The organism is Spiroplasma culicicola AES-1, assembly GCF_000565175.1.
Taxonomy (GTDB): Bacteria; Bacillota_I; Bacilli_A; order Mycoplasmatales; family Mycoplasmataceae; genus Spiroplasma_A; species Spiroplasma_A culicicola.
Genome location: NZ_CP006681.1, coordinates 567,608 through 587,926 on the forward strand (window position 1 = coordinate 567,608; position 20,319 = coordinate 587,926).

Consider the following 20,319-nt stretch of genomic DNA (forward strand, 5'->3'; position numbering starts at 1 on the left):
GAACTCATTTTTTTTATTTTCTAAAAGTTTTTTACAACTTCTTTAATTTTATCTTCAATAGTTAAAAATGCTTCTTTTGGATTCATTGTTGAAATTGGAGCAATTTTTGTTCCAGCAAATAAAATAGGTTCATTTACAGTAGCTCCTGTAAATTCTCAAGTTCCTTTTAAATATGCTGTGTGATCTCCAAATAAATATCATCCATAAGGAGCACCTTGAGTTGTTAAAATTTGCACTTTTAAGTGATCTAATAGACCTACAGCATCTCCTTTTTTAACATATTTATATGAAAAAGTTTGATCTGCTAATAAAATATGGTCTAAATAGTTTTTAATTAAAGTTGATACATTGAAGTTGTTCATTGGACTTGCAATAATAACTTTGTTAACTTCTTTTAATTGATTAATATATTTTAATGCATCATTTTCATTGAAGTAAGTTCCAAAATTATCTCTTGTAATAGTAATTGCAGCCATTGCTTCATTATTTAAATCTAAATTAATAATTTCATCATTTGGATTTAAAGCTTTATATTCTTCAACAAATTTATTTGTTAAAGCCATTGAAAAAGATTTTTCAGGTGCACTTACAGTTCCTGTGATTACCAATACTTTGTTTGACATGTTTTATACCTCCATAATTGATTTTATTCCAAAAAAAGTGAAATATTTTTTTAAATTACTAAATAGTTTATTTATTATTTTGTTAAAATCTAGTAGGTTGGAGAATTTCATATATGAAAAAAGTTACAATAATAATCATCGCGGGGGGTAGTGCTAGTGGAAAAACCACAGTTGCTACAAAAATTGCGGGTGAAATATTAAAAAGTGAATCTGTATCTCATATTTCAATGGATAGCTACTATAAAGATTTTAGTGACTTAACATTTGAAGAAAAACAAAAACTGAATTTTGATCATCCAAATACAATTGATATTGATCTTATCTGTAAGCATTTAGATGATTTAAAGAACTGAAAAAGCATAGAAGTACCAATTTATGATTTTAAAAAGCATGCACAATCGGGAAAATCAATTAAGGTTGAACCAAGTGATGTTGTTATTTTAGATGGTATTCTATCGCTACACGTTGAGCAAATACGTAAAAAAGCAGATATCAAAATTTTTATAAGAACTGATGATGATATTCGTTTTATAAGAAGAATGATGCGTGATACAAAAGAAAGAGGACGTAAATTAGATGATGTTGTTAATCAATATTTAACAACAGTTCGCCCAATGTATAAATATTTTGTAGAACCTTCAATTGATAATGCAGATATTATTGTTCCTTATTATGAGGGAAATAATATTGCAATTGATTTAATAGCTACTAAAATTAAAAGTCTATTAAACAATTAAAGTAAGTTAGGGGTTATATTTATGAAAAAAGTAGGTGTTGTTGGGTCAATGACAGTTGACTTAACTTTACATGTAAATGACTTTCCAAAAGAAGGTGACAAATTTACATTTGCAGCTAATGCACGTAGTGAATTTGGTGGAGTTGGTGCCATCACTGCAATAGCTTTGGCTAAATTAGGAGTAAATGTTGCTATGTGTGGTAAATTACAAGATGATCACAATGGTATGGCAATAATTGCAAACCTAAAAAAACATCATGTTAATACAAACCAAATTTTGAGAGATCAAAACTCTCCAACAGGAATGAGTATGGTTTTAATTAACAAAAATAATAAAGCAAATACTATTAATGCACCAGGAAGTAACTTGGCATTTGATAGTAACGATATTGAAGATGTACAAAACTTCATTTATTTAAATGATGCGATTGTATTTCAATTAGATATTAATAATCCATTTATTTTTGAAATGATCAACTATGCAAAAGAAGAAGGAAAATTTGTTGTTTTAAATGCTGTTCCAGGAAGCTTTGTTCCAACTGAAATTTTAAAAGATATTGATTTATTAATTGCAAATACACATCAATTAGAAACAATTCTTGGAGTAAAAACTGCAATAAAAACAGAAGAACAAATTAAAATGTCTGCAGAAAAATTGGTTGACATTGGAGTTGGACAAGTTGTAGTTACTCTAGCAGAAAAAGGTTGTGCTTATTTTGATGGTAAAAAATTCTCAGTTATTAAACCATTTGAAGTTAAAAAAGTTAAAAGAGCAGGAGCAAATGAAGCATTTACAGCAATGACTGTAAAATCTATTATTGATGAAGCACCAATTCTAGAAGGATTAGCAACAGCAAATAAAGCTGCAGCTTATGCATTAACTATTGATGGTTATGCAGATTCATTGCCAACAGTTGAAGATTTAAAAGGATTTAAAGGTTAATATATTTAAAAGTCAGATATTTCTGATTTTTTTTATACTAAATTTTGATTAATTTGGTATAAAAAGTAACAAAATTTTCATTTTAATTATTTTGTGTTATATTATTGTTATTAACTATATTCAACTAATAGGGGAGTATTTAAAAAATGGCAGAAAAAGATAAGAATTTAAATTATACAGAAGATAGTATTCAAGTACTTGAAGGACTAGAAGCCGTTAGAAAAAGACCAGGAATGTACATTGGATCAACAGATTCAAGAGGATTACATCACTTGGTATGAGAAATTGTTGATAACTCAATTGATGAAGCATTGGCAGGATATTGTAATGAAATCAATGTGACATTAGAAAAAGATGGGTCAGTTTCTGTAAAAGATAATGGTCGAGGAGTTCCAATTGGAATGTATAAAGGAACAAAACAATCAACTCCAGAAATTATTTTTTCAGTATTACATGCTGGGGGAAAATTTGGTGGAGATGGTTATAAAACATCAGGGGGATTACATGGGGTTGGTTCTTCTGTTGTAAATGCTTTATCTTCTAAATTTAAAGTAACAATTAATAGAGATGGAATGATTTCAACTATTAAGTTTGCTAATGGGGGAAAATTAACTTCACCATTAAAACAAACAGGAACTTCTAAACAAACAGGAACTTGTGTTAATTTTTTACCTGATGAAACAATGTTTAGTACTACAAAATTTAGTTTTTCAACTATTTCTGAACGTTTAAAAGAGTCTGCATTATTAAATTCAGGCTTAAAAATAACTTTAAAAGATGAAAGAAGCGACAAATACGTTGAATATATCTTTGAAAATGGACTAATTGAATTTGTCAATGAACTTAAAGGTGATCAAAAAGCTTTATGTAACCCAGTTTTAATTAAGGGAACTGAATCTCAAATTGATGTAGAAATTGCTTTAACTTATACAAATGATTTTTCAGATAATATTATGGGATTTGCCAACAATGTTAAAACTAGTGATGGGGGAACTCATATAACTGGATTTAGAACTGGTATTTTAAAATCTTTAAATGAATATGGAAGAGCACAAAATATTATTAAAGAAAAAGATAAGAAATTAGATTCAACAGATATTAAAGAGGGTTTAATTGCAGTAGTTACTGTTAAAGTCCCTGAAAGTTTAATTCAATATGAAGGACAAACTAAAGGGAAATTAGGAACTACAGAAGCAAGATACGCTTGTGAAAAAATTACAGAACAAAGTTTTGGATTTTGATTACAAGAAAATAAAACTTTAGCAATATTGATTATTGAAAAAGCACTGTTAGCAAGAAAAGCACGAGAAGAAGCAAGAAAAGCACGACAAGCTGTAAGAGATCAAAAATCAAAATCAAAAGGAAAAACAATGCTGGGAAAATTAACACCAGCACAAGGTAAAAATAAACTGGACAATGAATTATTTTTAGTTGAGGGAGATTCAGCTGGGGGAAGTGCTAAATCTGGAAGAGATAAAAAATTCCAAGCAATTCTACCTTTAAAGGGTAAAGTAATTAATGCTGAAAAAACAAAACTAATTGATTTATTAAAAAATGAAGAAATCACTACTATCATCAATGCAATTGGTGCTGGTATTGGAAGTGATTTTGATTTAAACGATATAAATTATGGAAAAATAATAATAATGACCGATGCCGATACTGATGGTGCCCATATTCAAACATTATTATTAACATTCTTCTATCGTTATATGAAAGACTTAATTGTTAATAAACATGTTTACATTGCTTTGCCACCATTATTTAAAGTGTCACAAGCAACTAGCAAAAAAGATTTTGTCTACTTATGAACAGAAGATGAACTAGCGAGCTATATGAAAAACAATAAATCTAAAATCGAAATTCAAAGATATAAAGGATTAGGTGAAATGAATGCAGATCAATTGTGAGAAACAACAATGGATCCCGAACAAAGAAAACTAATTCAAGTAAGTATTGAAGATGCATTAAGTGCTGAAAATACATTTAGAACTTTAATGGGAGATAATGCTGAAAAAAGAAAAGAATGAATTGAAGAAAATATTAAATTTACATTAGAAGATAATGTTGAGTTTGTAGAGTTTTAGAATTAAATAGTTTGTGAGGCGAGCAATCGTGAGAGATACTGAATTTGATAAAAAAGTTTTAAAGATTACAGAAATCTTTGATAAATACAATAGTATCAATAAATATATTAAGAGATTTGGTATATTTAATTCTTTTAGTGTGTCTCATCAAGTTGATGGAAGAAACTTGTATTTTGAACTAAGAAATACTGACAATGAAGAATTTGATTTAATGACTTCAGCTGAAAGTGAACAATCAATTATGATAAGCATTGACAATAATGTTGAATATAATTGACTTGTAAAAACAATGCACCGTTTCTTAGAAAAATCAAAAGCTGCAAGTGATAAAGCTCGCCAACTTGCAAAACCACAAGTGGGTATCTTAATTTATGATGAATTTACAGATACATATTATTTAAATCCACATACTGGTCCAATTTTATTAAAAACTAAAGAAATTTCAAAAGAAATTGCATCAACTAGACTGGATATCTTTGGTATCTTTATGAATTTAAGAACAGCTATTCTTGAAAGAAATAGGGTAGCTGAAGTTATGACAGACAATTATCAAACAATTAATAAAAAGATTATAAAATCAATTGAAAACATTAATCAATTAGAATTAAAGTTGAAAAAAATTGAAGATATTCCTCGTTATAAAATTGTGATTAAAAATGAGGGTGAAAAAAATATCGCATATGCTTATGCAACAGTTGATTTTGGAGATAATATCAATGATTTACAACGAATTTTCAATGAAAGTGAATTTGCTTTAGATTCAGAAAATACTAATGAAGTTGAAAATAATTATAAATTAGTCAGAATGATTGAAGAAACTCAAAAACAAATGGTAGAACTTGGAAGAAGTTTAATTACTAGAATTGATCCAAAGTTATATTGACAAGATATTGATACTAAATTGTGACGTCTAACAGCTGAAGGAAGAGAGACCATGAATAATTTAAATATTATGGATTTCTTAAACAATGATATTACAGAAGTTGATTTTGAAATTAACTAGAAAGGAATAAATAATTATGTCTAACAAGCAAGAAAAAGGAATCTTAAATTTATCACTTGAAGAATTAATGGGTGATCGATTTGGAAGATATGCAAAATATATTATTCAAGAAAGAGCTTTACCTGATGTAAGAGATGGATTAAAACCCGTTCAAAGACGTGTACTTTTTGCGATGAATGATCTTAATTTAACTCATGAAAAACCATATAAAAAATCTGCACGTATTGTTGGAGATGTTATTGGTAAATATCACCCACATGGTGATTCATCAGTTTATGAAGCCCTTGTTAGAATGAGTCAACCTTGAAAATTAAATATTCCTCTAGTAGATATGCACGGAAATAATGGTTCAATTGATGGAGATAGTGCAGCTGCCATGAGATATACTGAATCGCGATTATCAAAAATTACAAGTTTGTTGTTAAACGATTTACAAAAAGATACAGTCTTATATGCACCAAACTTTGATGATTCAGAAAAAGAACCAACAGTTCTGCCTGGATACTTTCCAAATATTTTAATTAATGGAGCAACTGGAATTGCTGCAGGATATGCAACAAATATGCCTCCACACAATATCAATGAAATCATTGATGCAACAATTCAAATTATTAAAAATCCAAAAAGTAATTTAGCAGATATTTTAAAAATTGTAAAAGGTCCAGATTTTCCAACTGGAGCAATTGTAATGTCAAAAGAGGGAATTGAAAGTGCTTTTGAAACTGGAAAAGGTCGCGTAATTATTCAGTCAAAAATGCACAAAGAAGATAATAATATTATTATTGATGAAATTCCTTATGAAACTGTTAAACAAGATTTAGTCAGAAAAATTGGAGATGTAGCTGATGCAAATCCTCAAATTGAAGTAAAAGAAGTTAGAGATGAAACTGATCGTACTGGTTTAAGAATTGTAATTGAATTATCACCAAAAGCAGATTATGAAATTACAAGAAAGTTCTTATTAAAAAATACGCCTTTGCAAATTTCATATAACTATAATAATGTTGTTATTGTTGACAAACAACCAAAACAATTAGGAATTATCAATATTTTAAAAGCATATATAGCTCATTACCAAGAAGTATTTTCAAGAAAAACAAAATTTGATCTTGAAAAAGCACAAAAACGTAATGAAATTATTGAAGGATTAATTAAAGCAATTTCTATTTTAGATTCAGTAATTCAAATTATTCGTGAATCAAAAAATAGAGGAGATGCTATTGCTAATTTAATGGCAAAACATCAATTTAGTGAAACCCAAGCAATTGCAATTGTTGATTTAAGATTGTATCGTTTAACTTCAACAGATATTGAAAAATTACAGCAAGAAAAAGCTGAATTATTAAGTATGATTTCAAAATATAAAGCAATTTTAAATGATAAAAAAGTTTTAAATAATGAAATTATTAAGCAACTTGAAGAAACAAAATCTACATTTGGAATTGCAAGAAGAAGTGCAGTTGTTGATGAAATTGAAAATATTGATGTTGAAATCAAAAAAACAATCGTACAAAAAAACTATACAATTTGAATTTCACAAGATGGATATTTAAAAGCAATTGAAGATTCACAACTTGGAAAATTCCCAATGAGTGACTTTAAACGTAAACCAAATGATATTTGAATTTCACAAGTTCCAGCATCAAGTTTAGATTTTATTTTATTGGTTTCAAGTGCTGGAACATATTATTCAATTCCAGTTTATAAAATTATTCCAAGTAAATGAAAAGAAACAGGAATGCATATTAATAAAGTTGCAACATTAACTGGTCAAAATGAAAAAATTCTAGCAGCTTTTGTGGTTCATGAATATAAAAATGCAAAACAAGAAATTTTATTAGCAACTAAAAATGGAATGATTAAAAGAACTCCTGTTGAAGATTTAGAAACAAAAATGTTTTCAAAATCATTTAGAATTATGAAATTGGCACAAGGCGATGAAGTTGTATCTGCATCATTGGTAAGCAGCAAAACAAAAACTGTAACAATGTTAACAAAAACTGGATTTGCAGTTCGTTATGATATTACAGAAATTCCAAGTGCTGGTCCAAATGCAAAAGGAGTTAAATCAACTGTTGTTAAAGATGAAGATATTATTGCTGGAAAAGCGTTTGCAAGTGGTGATGTTTTAATCTTGACAAATAAAGGAAATGTTAAAAAAATTAAACAAGATCTTGTACCAATTATGGCAAGACCAAAACGTGGTGTAAGACTTTATCCTTGAAATAAAAAACGTGATGAGTTTGCAACATTCTTGTATAATGTTCAACAAAAAGATATCTTAAACATTTTAGATGAAGAAGATAAATTAACTCAGTTGAATGTTAAAAACTTTAAGTATGCAGAACTTGAAGATGTCCCAGAAGACTTAGATATGAATGAAATTCTAACAACAACTTTAGAAAAATCATTTGTAGTTAAAAATGGTGATGTTCCTCCAGCTCCAAAAACAAGTGAAGAAGAAGCAAAACCAACACCAGTGAAAGTAGTTGCAAAGCCAGCTGTTGTTAAAGAAACTAAAAAAGTTGAAGATGAATCGACACAAGAATTAAAACTTGATCTTGATGATTTAGTTTAAAATACCTTTAAAGGTATTTTTTTATTTATGTACAATATATTTAAGAGGTCAAAAAAATGAAAATACAGATTTTGGGGTATAGATTAAGTGGTAAAACACAACTTGCAAAATATTTATCTAAAAAACTTTCAATTAAATATATTGATACTAACCAATATCTAAATGTTGAATTAGAACAACGTTATCAAAAATATTTTCAAGATATTCAAAACTTTGACTCTTATATTGTTGATGGGTGAACTACTCAATGAATGCAATCTGGTTTTTATAATGTTGATTATGTTTTTGTTTTAATGTTAGATAAAAATGAAATTATTCAAAGAGCAAATCAAATTGAAATGCAACAAGATCATTTATTTGAAATGAAAATTATAAAACGCAAAGATTACAGTACTGAAGAACTAGAATACATTAGAAGTGATAAATGTTTTTTAGAAATGGAAAGTGAATTACAGTTAATTGTAAATTCTTCAAAATCAAATGTTATTTTATTAGATGGCTCAAACTCATTAAAACAAAATTACTTTAAAGTAATTGATTCATTAAATTTTAAGAAAGGTAGAAAAAAATAATGAAATTAAAAGGTAAGATTAAAAGTTTTTTATTTAATAATAATGACAATTTTGGAGTTGCTATTTTTACTTTGATGGACAATGATAAACGCTCAACAGTAATTACTGGAAATATTTGTCTAATGAAAATTGGAGTCATTTATGAAGTTGAAGGAAAAAATACAATTGATCCAAAAAATAATCGTCAAAGTTTTTTAGTTTCAAGTTTTAAAATAATTAAAGAATTTAGCAATGATTATTATATTAAATATTTAAGTTCGTCTTTATTTCCTACAATTGGAAAAGTTTTAGCATCAGAAATTGTAAATCATTTTAAAGAAGATATTTTTGAAAAAATTATTACCCAACCTGAAGAACTTTTTAAAATTAATGGAATGACAGAAACTAAAAGCGAAATTATTTTAGATGTAGTAAAAACTACTTTTCAAAATAATGAAATTATGGATAAATTTGTCAAACATGATTTAAAACTTGAAGTTTATAATATATTAGATAAAAAATTTATTGATAAAGAAGAACTAAAGTCAATTTTAGAAAATGACTTTTATAGTTATTGAAGTCAAAATAAATTTTCAAATTTTATTGATATTGATAAAATTGCTCTAGCTTTTGGGGAAGAAGAATTTGGAAAAGTTAGAATTAGTTGATGAGCAAGTTATATTGGTGAAAAAATTTTAATGGCAACAGGAAATACATATTTTGATTTAACTATTTTAAAAAATGAACTAAAAAAAGTATTTCCTTATTTAGAATTTTCAGAAATGGATCATTTATTAATGTATGCAAAGGAAAATAATATTTTAATTTTTGAAAATAAAAAAATTTATACAAAAGAAAGTTATGATGATGAAAAATATATTGCAACACGTTTAAAAGAAATTGAAAATCAAAATCATCAAACAAAAGCAATTGATTTTGAAAAAGAGATTTTAATTATTGAAAAATATGTAGGGGAAATATTAAATATTTCCAATTTCCAATATAATGATGAACAAAAATTTGCAATTAAAAACTTTTATGAAAATAGTATTTCAATAATTACTGGGGGACCTGGAACTGGAAAGACAACTGTTATTATTGGAATTGTTAAAATGTATGAAGTACTTTTTGGTAATAATGATTTTTCAATTGCAGCACCAACTGGAAGAGCTGCAAGTCGAATAAAAGAAACTTCAAATTATAATGCACAAACAATTCACAGACTTTTAAAATATATTGGAAATAATAATTTTGAATATAATTTAGAAAGACAACTTTCAAAAGAAATGTTAATCATTGATGAATGTTCAATGATTGATAATCATTTATTTGCATCATTGTTAAAAGGTATAACCGATGTTAAAAAAATAGTTTTAGTTGGAGATGTAAATCAATTACCAAGTGTAAGTTATGGAAATGTCTTTGAAGATATTATTGATTCAAAACAGTTTTCAACAACAACCTTGATTAAAAATAATCGAACAATTAGTAATGATAATAAGAATTCAATTATTGATTTGTCAATTGCAATTAAGGAAAATAATATTGAAGATTTTAATTTTAAAGAGACAAATAATTTAGAAGTTTTATTTTCAAATGATGAAAATGAGATTAAGAATTTTATTTTAAACATTTATAGTAAACATAAGCCATCACATATGTCTGATGAATTATTTGATTTACAAATAATTGCACCAATGTATAAGGGCGCTGTTGGATTAGAAGGTTTAAATAAGTTAATTCAAAATAACTTTAATGATAAAACAACGCCAAATTTTAAAAGAGGGGAAACTAATTATTATATAAATGATAAAGTAATGTATTTAGAAAATGATCCTATTTTAGAATTGTCAAATGGAGATGTTGGATATATTGAATCTTTTAATACAATTGATAATAAAGTTTCAAATGCCTTAATTAACTTTAACTCTTTGACTAAAAAGATTGAAAAACACCTTTTTGAAAAAATTAATTTAAACTATGCATGCAGTATTCACAAAACACAAGGTAGTGAATATAAAAATGTAATTTTAGTTTTAGATGAAACTAATAATGCATCAAAATTCTTTTTAAATAAAAAAATGGTTTATACTGCTATTACAAGAGCTAAAGAAAAATTATATATTATTTCAAGTGAACAATTATTTAAATATGCTTGTCAAAAAGACATGAAAACTCGTCAAACTACACTTAAAGAAAGATTGGAATTGATAAACTAAATCTATATAATATTTTCATAAGGGGGAACTATGTTTTATGAAACATAAGGTTGTATGAACAGTTACAATTTGTTTTGCTATAATTTTTACAGCATTATTTGTAACTACTCTATGTTTTGGATTTTCAATTGATGTTAAAAAAGAAATAGATAATTTAATTAAAACTTCATCTGAAGCAACTGAATATCTGACATTAGCATCACAAAATATTAACAGCTCATTTGGATTAGCTCACTTCATATTTGGGGTTGAAGGAATTAGTTCAATAATTAATAATCACAGTTTTAACACAGCTTTTTTCACATTAATGTGATCATTTTTTTTACCATTATTAGGAGTGATTTTGGGATCACTATCTTTGATAGTTTTCAGTTTATTTTTTGTAGAAAGAATAAAAAGACAATTTAAATATCAATATGTTAAGAAAACAGGAATTATTGGGATGTATATTAGTTTTTCATGTTTCTTACTATTATCATTAATTGCTATTGTTTTAATGTCAATTTTAGAAACTCAATTTAATAGCAATGATGGCTTAAAATCTATTTTAGACTCAATTAATCTATCAAACGTACATAATGGTTTTTCATATATTACTATAATTAAATATTGAACAAATAATGGTTTAAGTAAGATGATAAACGGAGGTATTAAAAATATTGAAGGACTAGATTTTACAAATATTAATACTTCAATGTTAAGTGCTGCTATGATAATTTGTATTATAGGATTACCTATAACATTGATTTTATCAATTGTTTTTAATTCAATTTGAATTTCAACTTTCATTAGTAGTCGTGAAGGGGGAATGTCAAAATTCACTCTTTGATTACAAAATGTTAGAATTGATTCAAAAAGAGAATTTTATGGTGCAATCTTTAAAAATATTTGGGTATTAACTGGATTAATTTTATTTATTACATCAATTATTTTTCCAGGAATAGTCCATCCATATCAAAATTCAATGCATATTGTTTTAACAGTATCTTCGCTTATTGTTTTGCCAATAGCTTTAATTCCACTACTGATTTGTTGAATAAAAATTATTAGAATTCAACGTTTTAATTTTAATAAAATGATGTTTATTCAAATGCTAATTTTTACTTTATTTAACTCTTCAATGCAATTAATTGTTTGAGTCTTATTTAGAGAAGAAATGAATATGCCTTTATGAATGATCTTAACTTGACCATTTATTTATATTTCACTTTCTGCAATTATTACATATGGATTTATTAAATGAAAATCATAATAAAGATAATAAAAAACCCAATAAAAATGGGTTTTTTATTATATTGCTTTAAAATTAAATGATTTGGAATATAATATAAAAAGTAGGAGGTACTAAATCAAATGATTATTAAAAATGTAAAAATTGTATTATCAGATAAAGTAATTGAAAATGGATGAATTGAAATTGAAAATGATGTAATTAAATCTATTAATTCTGGGGTTTGTCATGAAGAGGGAATTGATGGAGAAAACAAAATTTTAATGCCAGGATTTATAGATTGTCATACTCATGGGGGGTATGGGGTTGATTTTGAAAATTCATCAGTTGAAAACTACATGAAATTTTCAAAAATGTTAACTCAAGAGGGAATTACTTCTTATATTCACTCTTCTGTAACAAACTCATTGGAAAACAATAAAAAGTACTTACAAACATTTAATGAGTTTAAAGAAAAAGACAATGAATATGCAAAATGTTTAGGAGTTCATTTAGAAGGACCATTTATTTGTAAGGAAAAAAAAGGTGCCCACGAACTTGCTTTACTTGAAAATCCAAATGTTGCAACAATGAAAGAATTAAACAATGTAGCACATAATAATATTGCAATGGTAACTTATGCACCAGAATTAGACAATGGTGATTTTGTTAAGTATCTTTTAGAAAACAATATTGTTCCAGCTGCTGGACACTCAAATTGTGATTATCCTGTTTTTGATAAAGATGTAGCACTTGGCGTAAAACATATTACTCATTTATTTAATGGAATGAGTGGAATTGCACACCAAAAACCAGGATTAGCATTGGCTGCAATGGATGCAAAAAATGTTTTATGTGAAGTAATTACTGATGGAATTCATATTGATCGTCAAGTTTTAAAACTAATTTATCGTTTAATTGGATTTGAAAGAATTGCAATTATTACAGATTCAATGATTGCAAAGGGAATGCCTGATGGAAATTATAAATTAGGAAATCTTGATGTTATTAAAGTAGGAATGAAAGCAACATTAACTGATGGTGCAACACTTGCAGGAAGTGCTGCAAATTTCAATCACAATGTAAAAGTAATGTACGAAACAATTGACAACTTAACATTAAATCAATTAATTCATATGACTTCAATTAATGCTGCAAAACAATTTAATATTTTTGATAAAACTGGAAGTATTGAAGTTAATAAATACGCAGATTTAGTATTAGTAGATAATGATATGAACGTTTATAAAACATTTGTAAATGGAAAATGTGTTTATGAACAATAAAATAAATCCAAAATCATATACAATGTTAAAATATCTCTTAACATTGTCATTATTAGGGTTTTATTTAGTGGGTTTTTTATCATTAATTGTTGGAATCAAAGAAAAGGATCAAAATTTATCTTGAGTTATTGAAAATTATAACTTACTTGCAATTTTAGATATTGCAATATCTTCTGGATTAGGGATTTTATATATTGTTTTAAGAACTTGAATGCACAAAATTTCAGGGTATGTTTTTTCTAAAAAGGAAAAAAATCAATATTTGATTTGAACATCCTTACTAGGAGTAGTAATCTTAGTATCAGTTATCATAACTGTAAGTCATTTATTAAGTAATCAAGCTTTTTTTATAATAGTTATTATTGGATTTTCAATGATGTTTATTCTTGGAATTGCTATTTCGATGTTAGAAATTTATTCACGATTACATGAACAAGAATTAATTAATCAGAAATGACATTTTGAAGATATTGAATCTAAACCAAAGGAAATTAATTTAAAAAAAGCATCTAAAGAAACACAAGAATTATTTGAAAGTAAAAAAGATAATCCATTTTCGGAGGACTAAAATATGATTAAATTTGGAACAATTGGTACAAGTACAATTACAAAAGAATTTATTACTAGCGCAAAAACAAATGAAAATCTAAAAATTGTATGTTGCTATTCAAGAGATAAGCAAAAAGCACGTGATTTAATTAATGAATTTTCTTTATATGCAAAAGCAGTCGATAATTTTGCAGTTTTAGTTGATGAAGTTGATGCAGTTTATATCGCAAGTCCTAATGGATTGCATTATGAACAAGCAAAGTATTTTTTGCTTCAACAAAAACATGTTTTATTAGAAAAACCATTAACGCTTGATTATCAACAAGCTTGTGAATTATTTGAAATAGCTGTTAAAAATAATGTTATTTTAATGGAAGCATATAAAACAATTCATACACCTGGTTTTGCAAAATTATTTGATTCAACTTCATATTTAGAACCATTTTTAGCAAATTTTAACCTAAATCAATATTCTTCTAGAATGAATGATGTTAAACAAGGAATTTTTAATTCAGTATTTGATCAAAATCTAGGAAAAGGCTCAACATATGACTTATTAATTTATCCAGTTGAATTAGCAATAGCTTTATTTGGGCCAATTAAAGAAGTTAAAGCCATGGGGTTAAAATTACCTAACGGTAGTGGATTAAATGACGTGGTTTTAATTAAACATGAAAATGATGTTATTGTAAATATTACTTGTAGCAAAGCAAGTAGTGGTAAAATAAATAATGAAATACTTTCAGACAAAGCAACTATTGTTTTTGATCATTGTACAAGTATTGGTAATATTGATATTTACAAAATTGAAGAACAAAGTGAAAAATATAGTGCTTTTAAAAAAGAAGAACAAAGTGAAAATCTTTTTGACTATGAGATTTCTGTTTTTGTTAAAATGGTTTTAAATAGTGATTATGATCTACGTGATTATTTGTTAGATATAAGTTGTGAAGCCATTAAAGTATTAAACTTGGTTGAAAAAGACCAGCAAGTTATAGGAGAAAGTTAGAAATGAAGCAATTAAACAAATATATTGACCATACATTATTAAAACCAACAGCAACAGTTAAAGAAATTGAAATATTGTGTAATGAAGCAAAAGAATATGATTTTGCAACAGTTTGTGTAAATCCTTGTCAAATTGAATTAGCTGCTAAATTATTAAAAAACACAAATGTAGGAATTACTACAGTAATTGGTTTTCCACTTGGAGCAAATACAAGCGAAGTTAAAGCTTTTGAAACAATGGATGCAATTAAAAAAGGGGCAACTGAAATTGATATGGTTGTCAATATTGGTGCTATTAAAGATCAAAATTGAGATTTAGTGTTAAACGATATGAAAGCTGTTAAAAAAGCAGCTCCAAATAACACAGTTAAAGTTATTATGGAAAATTGCTTACTTGAAAAAGAAGAAATTGTAAAAGCATGTCAATTGGCTGTAGAAGCTGGACTTGAATTTGTTAAAACTTCAACTGGTTTTTCAACTGGAGGAGCTACATTTGAGGATGTTAAATTAATGGCAGATACTGTTAAAGATAAAGCCCAAGTTAAAGCTGCTGGGGGAGTTAGAACATTTGAAGATGCTCAAAAAATGATTGAAAATGGAGCCACTAGACTTGGAACAAGTGGAGGAGTTTCAATTGTTAAAGGACAAGACAATACATCAAATTATTAAAAAAATAGAAGATTTACTCTTCTATTTTTAGTTAAAATCATTTAAAATAATATATATTGGGGGGTTTAATATGAGAAAAATATTATCTTTTTTAGCATCTTTTTCTTTAGTACCCTCAACTGTTGCCACAACAATTAGTTGTGAAATGTTAACAGATCAAGAAAAAGTAATGAGATACATTTCATTAATAGAAGAAGCTGAAACTTTAAGAATGTATTGATTAAAAGATTACAAAACAATCTTAAATATTAATTGAGAAAATCCTTCATATGCTGAGATTATGGAAGCACAAAATAGTGCAGAATTACAGTATTTTATAATTGCAAATGCAGAATGATATTTAAATCAGCATTTAGCAACATTAATTCCTGATTATAAAGAATATGATAAAAAAGGTAAAATAAGTGAAATCTATGCTCAAGATGAAGTATGGTTTCCTCCATTCTTTAATGCAGCTACAGGAAGAGCTGCTTTAATTACTCCATTAAATTATAAGTTTTTTTCAAGAGCTACTAGAATACATTTAAATAATCAATTAGCTAAATATACACCATAATAATAAAAAAACATATTCTGTTAAAAAGAATATGTTTTTTTATTTTCAAGTTTGACTCTCATAAAAAATAGACCTTTATTTTGGTATAATTATAGTGAACAATTTTGGAGGAATTTTTTTATGGCTAAAAGACACGGTTTTGAAATTGGAGATTATGGTCTACCAGCTTCTATTAGAAAAAGAATTGATGATTTAATTGAATTAAATCTAAATCCTTCAACAATTAATTTATTAACAAGTGAATTTTCAAATATTGATGATGATACTCGCGAAAATGTGGGACGTTATATTGCCAATCTATTAGAAATTGAAACAATAATGTTAGAAAGACATTTTGAAAAAATTAAAGAAGTAAATGTTTTTGGAAATTCAAAACAGGAATTGATTTTAAAACAAAGAAAAACTAATTTATTAAGAATTCAACAAATATTTGCAAGTAAAGATGAACAATTAAATAAAATGAGAGGTGGAAACAACTCACGTTTTGAAGAAGAACCATCAACTTCAACAATTGATTTTAAAAATGCCATGGTAACTAATTCTCATAATTTAAATCAAGAACAGTTAGCAAAAGAGAAATTAAAAGAACTTGCAAATAAAAAGCGTTTAATTGAGTTAGCAATTTTTGAAGAAGAAAATAAAATTAAAGTTGCACAAAAACAATATCAAGAAGCAAAGAATAATAATGATTCAACAACACAAGAATTAAAATTAGATTTAATTGATAAGTCAAATAAAAAACTTAAAAAAATTGATAAAGCCATTAAAAAATATAAAACAATTGAAGACTTACCATTAAATATTTTATTAGATGATGATCAAGAAATTGATTTTGCACGTGATGAAAAGAAATTAAGAGAATATCTTGCAAATAAAGATAAAATTGCATTTGAAAAAATGCAAAATGATTTAAAAGAGTTAAATAATTCAAATCATTTGACAGAAGAGGACTTTGAAGATTTCTTCTCAGTAGAAGGCTATGAAGATTTTGATTTTCATAACCTAGATCAAGATAATGAAGAACAAGCTGATGAATTAGATCCTTTTGAACTTTTAATGCAACAAGAAAAACAATTAAAAGAAGCAGAAATAATTAAAGCAAAAGAATTAGAAGAGCAACAAAATAAAATAAAAGAGCAAAAAGAAAAACAAGAAAAAGAATTTAATGACAAAATAATTAAAGCTAAACAAGCAATTCGTGAAAAAGAAGAAAATAGAATTAGAAAATTAGCAGAAAAAGAAAAAACTCAAGCAATTGCAAAAAGTAAAGCAATTCAAGAAGCTATGGAAGTTGCTTCTTCTGAAAAAGAAGTTAGTGAAAGAATAATTAAAAAAATTAAAAAGAATTCAAAAGCAAAAGATAAAAAAATTGAAAAAATAACAAAAGAAAAAGAGATTGCTGTTAAAGAATTAAAAGACTTAAAAGAGAAACAAAAAGTAGAAGAGTTAAGAAGAATTGAAATTTCTAAACGTAAAGCTGAAGAAAAAACTGAAGCAATTATAAAAAAAGAAAAACAAAAAGTAGATACTTCATATAATATTTTAGAAAGAAAATGAAGTGCTTTTAGAATTAAAACTACTTTATTTTCAAAAGAAAAAGCAATCAATGCAATTAGATTAATAAAAGCACGAGCTGAAGAAATTGAAAGACAAAAATTAGAACAAAATGATGATTTAATTGCTTATCCTGAAGTAGAAGAAGTGATTTCTGAATCATCAATATTAGAAGAAGAACAAATAATTGTTGAAGAATTAGTTATTGATGATTCAGTTATAGATGAACAATCACATGAAGAAAATAATGATACTTTAGAAATCGAAGAAATAATTGAACATAAACTTGAAGAACCTATAATTGAAATTGAGGAAAAAGAACAAATAATTGTTGAAGAAGAATCAAATGATTATCAAGATAATTTAGAAAATGAAATTGTTGCAGAACAAAAAGAAATTAAAAATATTGAAAAAGTAGAAAAAATTCAAGAAACTACTAAAGAAAATGACAATGTTAAAAAATTCTTAGAAAAGAAAAAAAATTCATCACGTGAGTCAAAACCTGTAGGTGAAATTGATTATGATGAATTTAAAAGAATTGATTATTTAGAAAGAAAGAAAAAACTAAATATTATTTCAAATGATGAATTGGTTGAATTGGAAAATAAAAAAACGAATCAAAAAAACAAACAAATAAATTCAAAAGTAAATTTAAAGAAATTTACTTTAATTAAGAAAAATAATTTTTAATAAAATAGATCTGAGTTTAGAAAAATGACTAGAAGCGAATTTGATAAAAATTTTGAACTTTCATGATATACAAAAAATAATTACAAAACTTTTTTACAAAAACTTAGCAAAAGTTTTGGATTTGTAATTATTTTGATGCCAATTTTTGGGATCTTACTTTCAATAGGGAGTATCATTGATAACTATTCAAATAATGAAATTGCACAAAAGTTATTTAAAAACATAGGATCTATTTTATTTTCAAATATTGGTATTTGATTTTGTCTGGCAATTGTAATTGGTTTTGCAAATAATAAAGGTGCTGCAATTTATAGTGCTTTGATATTTTACTTAATATTTAATGTTTCAATTTCTGCATTCATTGTTCCTTCAGCTGAAATTCCAGATCAATTTAATATTTTATTTTGAAAAAAATTAAATTCAAAAATATATTTAACAAATATTTTTGGTATTAATACTTTTAATACTGGAGTTATTGGAGGATTGTTTTGTGGAACAATTGCAACAATTAATTATAGAATTTTTAAAGATATAAAACTAATTAAAGGATTAGAATTTTTTGCACAAGAAAAATTTGTATTAATCATGACTCCAATCTTTTCACTTTTATGTGCATTTATTTTTATGATTATTTGACCAATGATTGGTTGAGCACTTATGAGTTTTGGGGTATTGGTTGCAAAATCTCCAGTTGGAGTTGATTCATTTATTTTTAGAACTTTACAAAGAATGCTAATTCCATTTGGATCAAGTTTATTATGACAAGCACCAATGTGATATACAGATATTGGAGGTAATTTAATTAACTACCAAGATCAATTGTTAGTTCAATATTTAAATAGAACTAATGCTGATTTATCAAGTTCTCCAGGTATATTAGAGTATATTCTTGAACAAAATGTTTTTGGTGACCAATTATATGAAGCTTTAAAAGAAAAATTAGAAACAAATCAAGAATTATTTTCAATAATTGATAATTGATTTTCTCAAACAAATCAGTTAGGTCTTTGAGACCTAAGAGGGGATCAAATAATTTCAGCAGGGGTTTTACATAATGAGTATGTTACAATTCAAGATTGCTGAAACTCAGGTTTAAGAGTTACAAGATTCTTGACGGGAGGATTTGTAAACTCAATGTTTGTACTTCCTACAATTGCAGTTGTAATATTTTTGAGAATTCCAAAAGATAAACGAAAACAACATATTGGAATGTACAGTTCTGCAATTTTAACTTCATTTCTTTTAGGAATTACAGAACCAATTGAATACATTTTCTGTTATTTAAATCCAATTTTCTTTTTTGCAATTTATGCTCCTTTAACAGGTGTAATTGGAGCAATAACGTCTTTATTGGAATTAAAAATTGGAACAACTTTTTCAACTGGTTTATTTGATTTAATATTTCAAGGAATTATTCCAACCATTAATGGTCAAAACACTAGAATATGAATACTTCCAATTTTAGGAATTTGTTTTGGAGCAATTGTTTTTACAATTAGTTATTTTTATTTTAAAGCAATTAATTTTGATCCATTAACAACTAATGTTCAACAAAAATATATTGATAAACAAAATATAGTTCAATTAAAATTATTCTTTTTAAATTTTAAAAACATTGAAGCAATAAAAAAAGAAAATAATAAATTAAATATTAAATTAAAAAAATCAATTGAAGTTAATCAGTTTGATTATTGATTTATTTCAATTGAGAAACAAAACTTAGAATATTATTTTGTTATTAAAGAAAATTATATTACAACAATTGAATTATTTATTGAAATCTATAATAGTAAAAATAATTTAAATACTTTTAAAGTAGAAAATAAAAAACAATTTTTGGAGTTCAAAAAACAATTTGTAAAACAAAATAAAAAATAGATATGCTTTAAAAGTTAGAGCATATTTTTTATTTTGTTATTTTCCTCCCAATATATTTATCGTCATAAAAGAATTACTTTTGTCATAAAAAATAAAAATTTAACTCTAATAATTTAATGAAAGTTATTAAAAAATATTGAAATTGTTTTTAAATATTGTATTATTTTTTTCGAAAGAAG

At 25.8% G+C, this 20,319-nt stretch carries 16 protein-coding genes; 15 read left to right on the forward strand and 1 reads right to left on the reverse strand.

Translation table 4 applies throughout. From position 1 onward, the window contains the following. Nucleotides 1-20 precede the first annotated feature (20 nt). Nucleotides 21-623 (reverse strand): FMN-dependent NADH-azoreductase, encoded by a 603-nt coding sequence (locus SCULI_RS02620; protein WP_025363086.1) that lies wholly within the window; start codon nucleotides 621-623, stop codon nucleotides 21-23. Between the two features lie 113 nt (nucleotides 624-736). Here SCULI_RS02620 and udk point away from each other — a divergent pair, with 113 nt between their 5' ends. The 15 genes from udk (at nucleotide 737) to SCULI_RS02695 (ending at nucleotide 20,140) form a co-directional block, all read left to right on the forward strand. Then, nucleotides 737-1,360: a uridine kinase gene (gene udk, locus SCULI_RS02625; protein WP_038648051.1), complete on the forward strand. Its 624-nt coding sequence runs from the start codon at nucleotides 737-739 to the stop codon at nucleotides 1,358-1,360. 21 nt (nucleotides 1,361-1,381) lie between these two features. Next, entirely contained in the window at nucleotides 1,382-2,302 is a 921-nt protein-coding gene (locus SCULI_RS02630) for a PfkB family carbohydrate kinase (protein WP_025363088.1), read from the forward strand. 146 nt (nucleotides 2,303-2,448) lie between these two features. After that, nucleotides 2,449-4,389: a DNA topoisomerase IV subunit B gene (gene parE / locus SCULI_RS02635; RefSeq protein WP_025363089.1), complete on the forward strand. Its 1,941-nt coding sequence runs from the start codon at nucleotides 2,449-2,451 to the stop codon at nucleotides 4,387-4,389. A 28-nt stretch (nucleotides 4,390-4,417) separates the two neighbouring features. Then, on the forward strand, nucleotides 4,418-5,392 hold the full coding sequence (locus SCULI_RS02640) for a hypothetical protein (protein WP_025363090.1): 975 nt from the start codon (nucleotides 4,418-4,420) through the stop codon (nucleotides 5,390-5,392). A gap of 16 nt (nucleotides 5,393-5,408) precedes the next feature. After that, nucleotides 5,409-7,970 carry a DNA topoisomerase IV subunit A gene (parC, locus tag SCULI_RS02645; RefSeq protein ID WP_025363091.1) on the forward strand — a complete coding sequence of 854 codons (2,562 nt, stop codon included), beginning with the start codon at nucleotides 5,409-5,411 and terminating at the stop codon, nucleotides 7,968-7,970. 56 nt (nucleotides 7,971-8,026) lie between these two features. Then, nucleotides 8,027-8,542, forward strand: coding sequence for a nucleoside/nucleotide kinase family protein (locus tag SCULI_RS02650; RefSeq protein ID WP_025363092.1), 516 nt, complete (start codon nucleotides 8,027-8,029; stop codon nucleotides 8,540-8,542). Continuing rightward, the gene (gene recD2 / locus SCULI_RS02655) at nucleotides 8,542-10,740 is read left to right on the forward strand and encodes an SF1B family DNA helicase RecD2 (RefSeq protein WP_025363093.1); all 2,199 of its coding nucleotides are present in this window, start codon (nucleotides 8,542-8,544) and stop codon (nucleotides 10,738-10,740) included. Before SCULI_RS02650 ends, recD2 begins: the two co-directional genes overlap by 1 nt. 37 nt (nucleotides 10,741-10,777) lie before the next feature. Beyond that, nucleotides 10,778-11,992 (forward strand): motility-associated protein Scm1, encoded by a 1,215-nt coding sequence (scm1, locus tag SCULI_RS02660; RefSeq protein WP_025363094.1) that lies wholly within the window; start codon nucleotides 10,778-10,780, stop codon nucleotides 11,990-11,992. Between the two features lie 101 nt (nucleotides 11,993-12,093). Further along, nucleotides 12,094-13,236 (forward strand): N-acetylglucosamine-6-phosphate deacetylase, encoded by a 1,143-nt coding sequence (nagA, locus tag SCULI_RS02665; protein ID WP_025363095.1) that lies wholly within the window; start codon nucleotides 12,094-12,096, stop codon nucleotides 13,234-13,236. Then, on the forward strand, nucleotides 13,226-13,804 hold the full coding sequence (locus SCULI_RS02670; protein WP_025363096.1) for a hypothetical protein: 579 nt from the start codon (nucleotides 13,226-13,228) through the stop codon (nucleotides 13,802-13,804). Before nagA ends, SCULI_RS02670 begins: the two co-directional genes overlap by 11 nt. Nucleotides 13,805-13,807: 3 nt before the next feature. Then, on the forward strand, nucleotides 13,808-14,794 hold the full coding sequence (locus tag SCULI_RS02675; protein WP_025363097.1) for a Gfo/Idh/MocA family protein: 987 nt from the start codon (nucleotides 13,808-13,810) through the stop codon (nucleotides 14,792-14,794). A gap of 2 nt (nucleotides 14,795-14,796) precedes the next feature. Beyond that, nucleotides 14,797-15,462, forward strand: a complete 666-nt coding sequence (gene deoC / locus SCULI_RS02680) for a deoxyribose-phosphate aldolase (protein WP_038648055.1) — start codon at nucleotides 14,797-14,799, stop codon at nucleotides 15,460-15,462. A gap of 70 nt (nucleotides 15,463-15,532) precedes the next feature. Further along, nucleotides 15,533-16,018: a lipoprotein gene (locus tag SCULI_RS02685; protein WP_025363099.1), complete on the forward strand. Its 486-nt coding sequence runs from the start codon at nucleotides 15,533-15,535 to the stop codon at nucleotides 16,016-16,018. Between the two features lie 120 nt (nucleotides 16,019-16,138). Then, nucleotides 16,139-18,262: a hypothetical protein gene (locus tag SCULI_RS02690; RefSeq protein ID WP_025363100.1), complete on the forward strand. Its 2,124-nt coding sequence runs from the start codon at nucleotides 16,139-16,141 to the stop codon at nucleotides 18,260-18,262. Nucleotides 18,263-18,286: 24 nt separating this feature from the next. Next, complete coding sequence (locus SCULI_RS02695) at nucleotides 18,287-20,140, forward strand: PTS transporter subunit EIIC (RefSeq protein ID WP_025363101.1); 1,854 nt, start codon at nucleotides 18,287-18,289, stop codon at nucleotides 20,138-20,140. Nucleotides 20,141-20,319 lie beyond the last annotated feature (179 nt).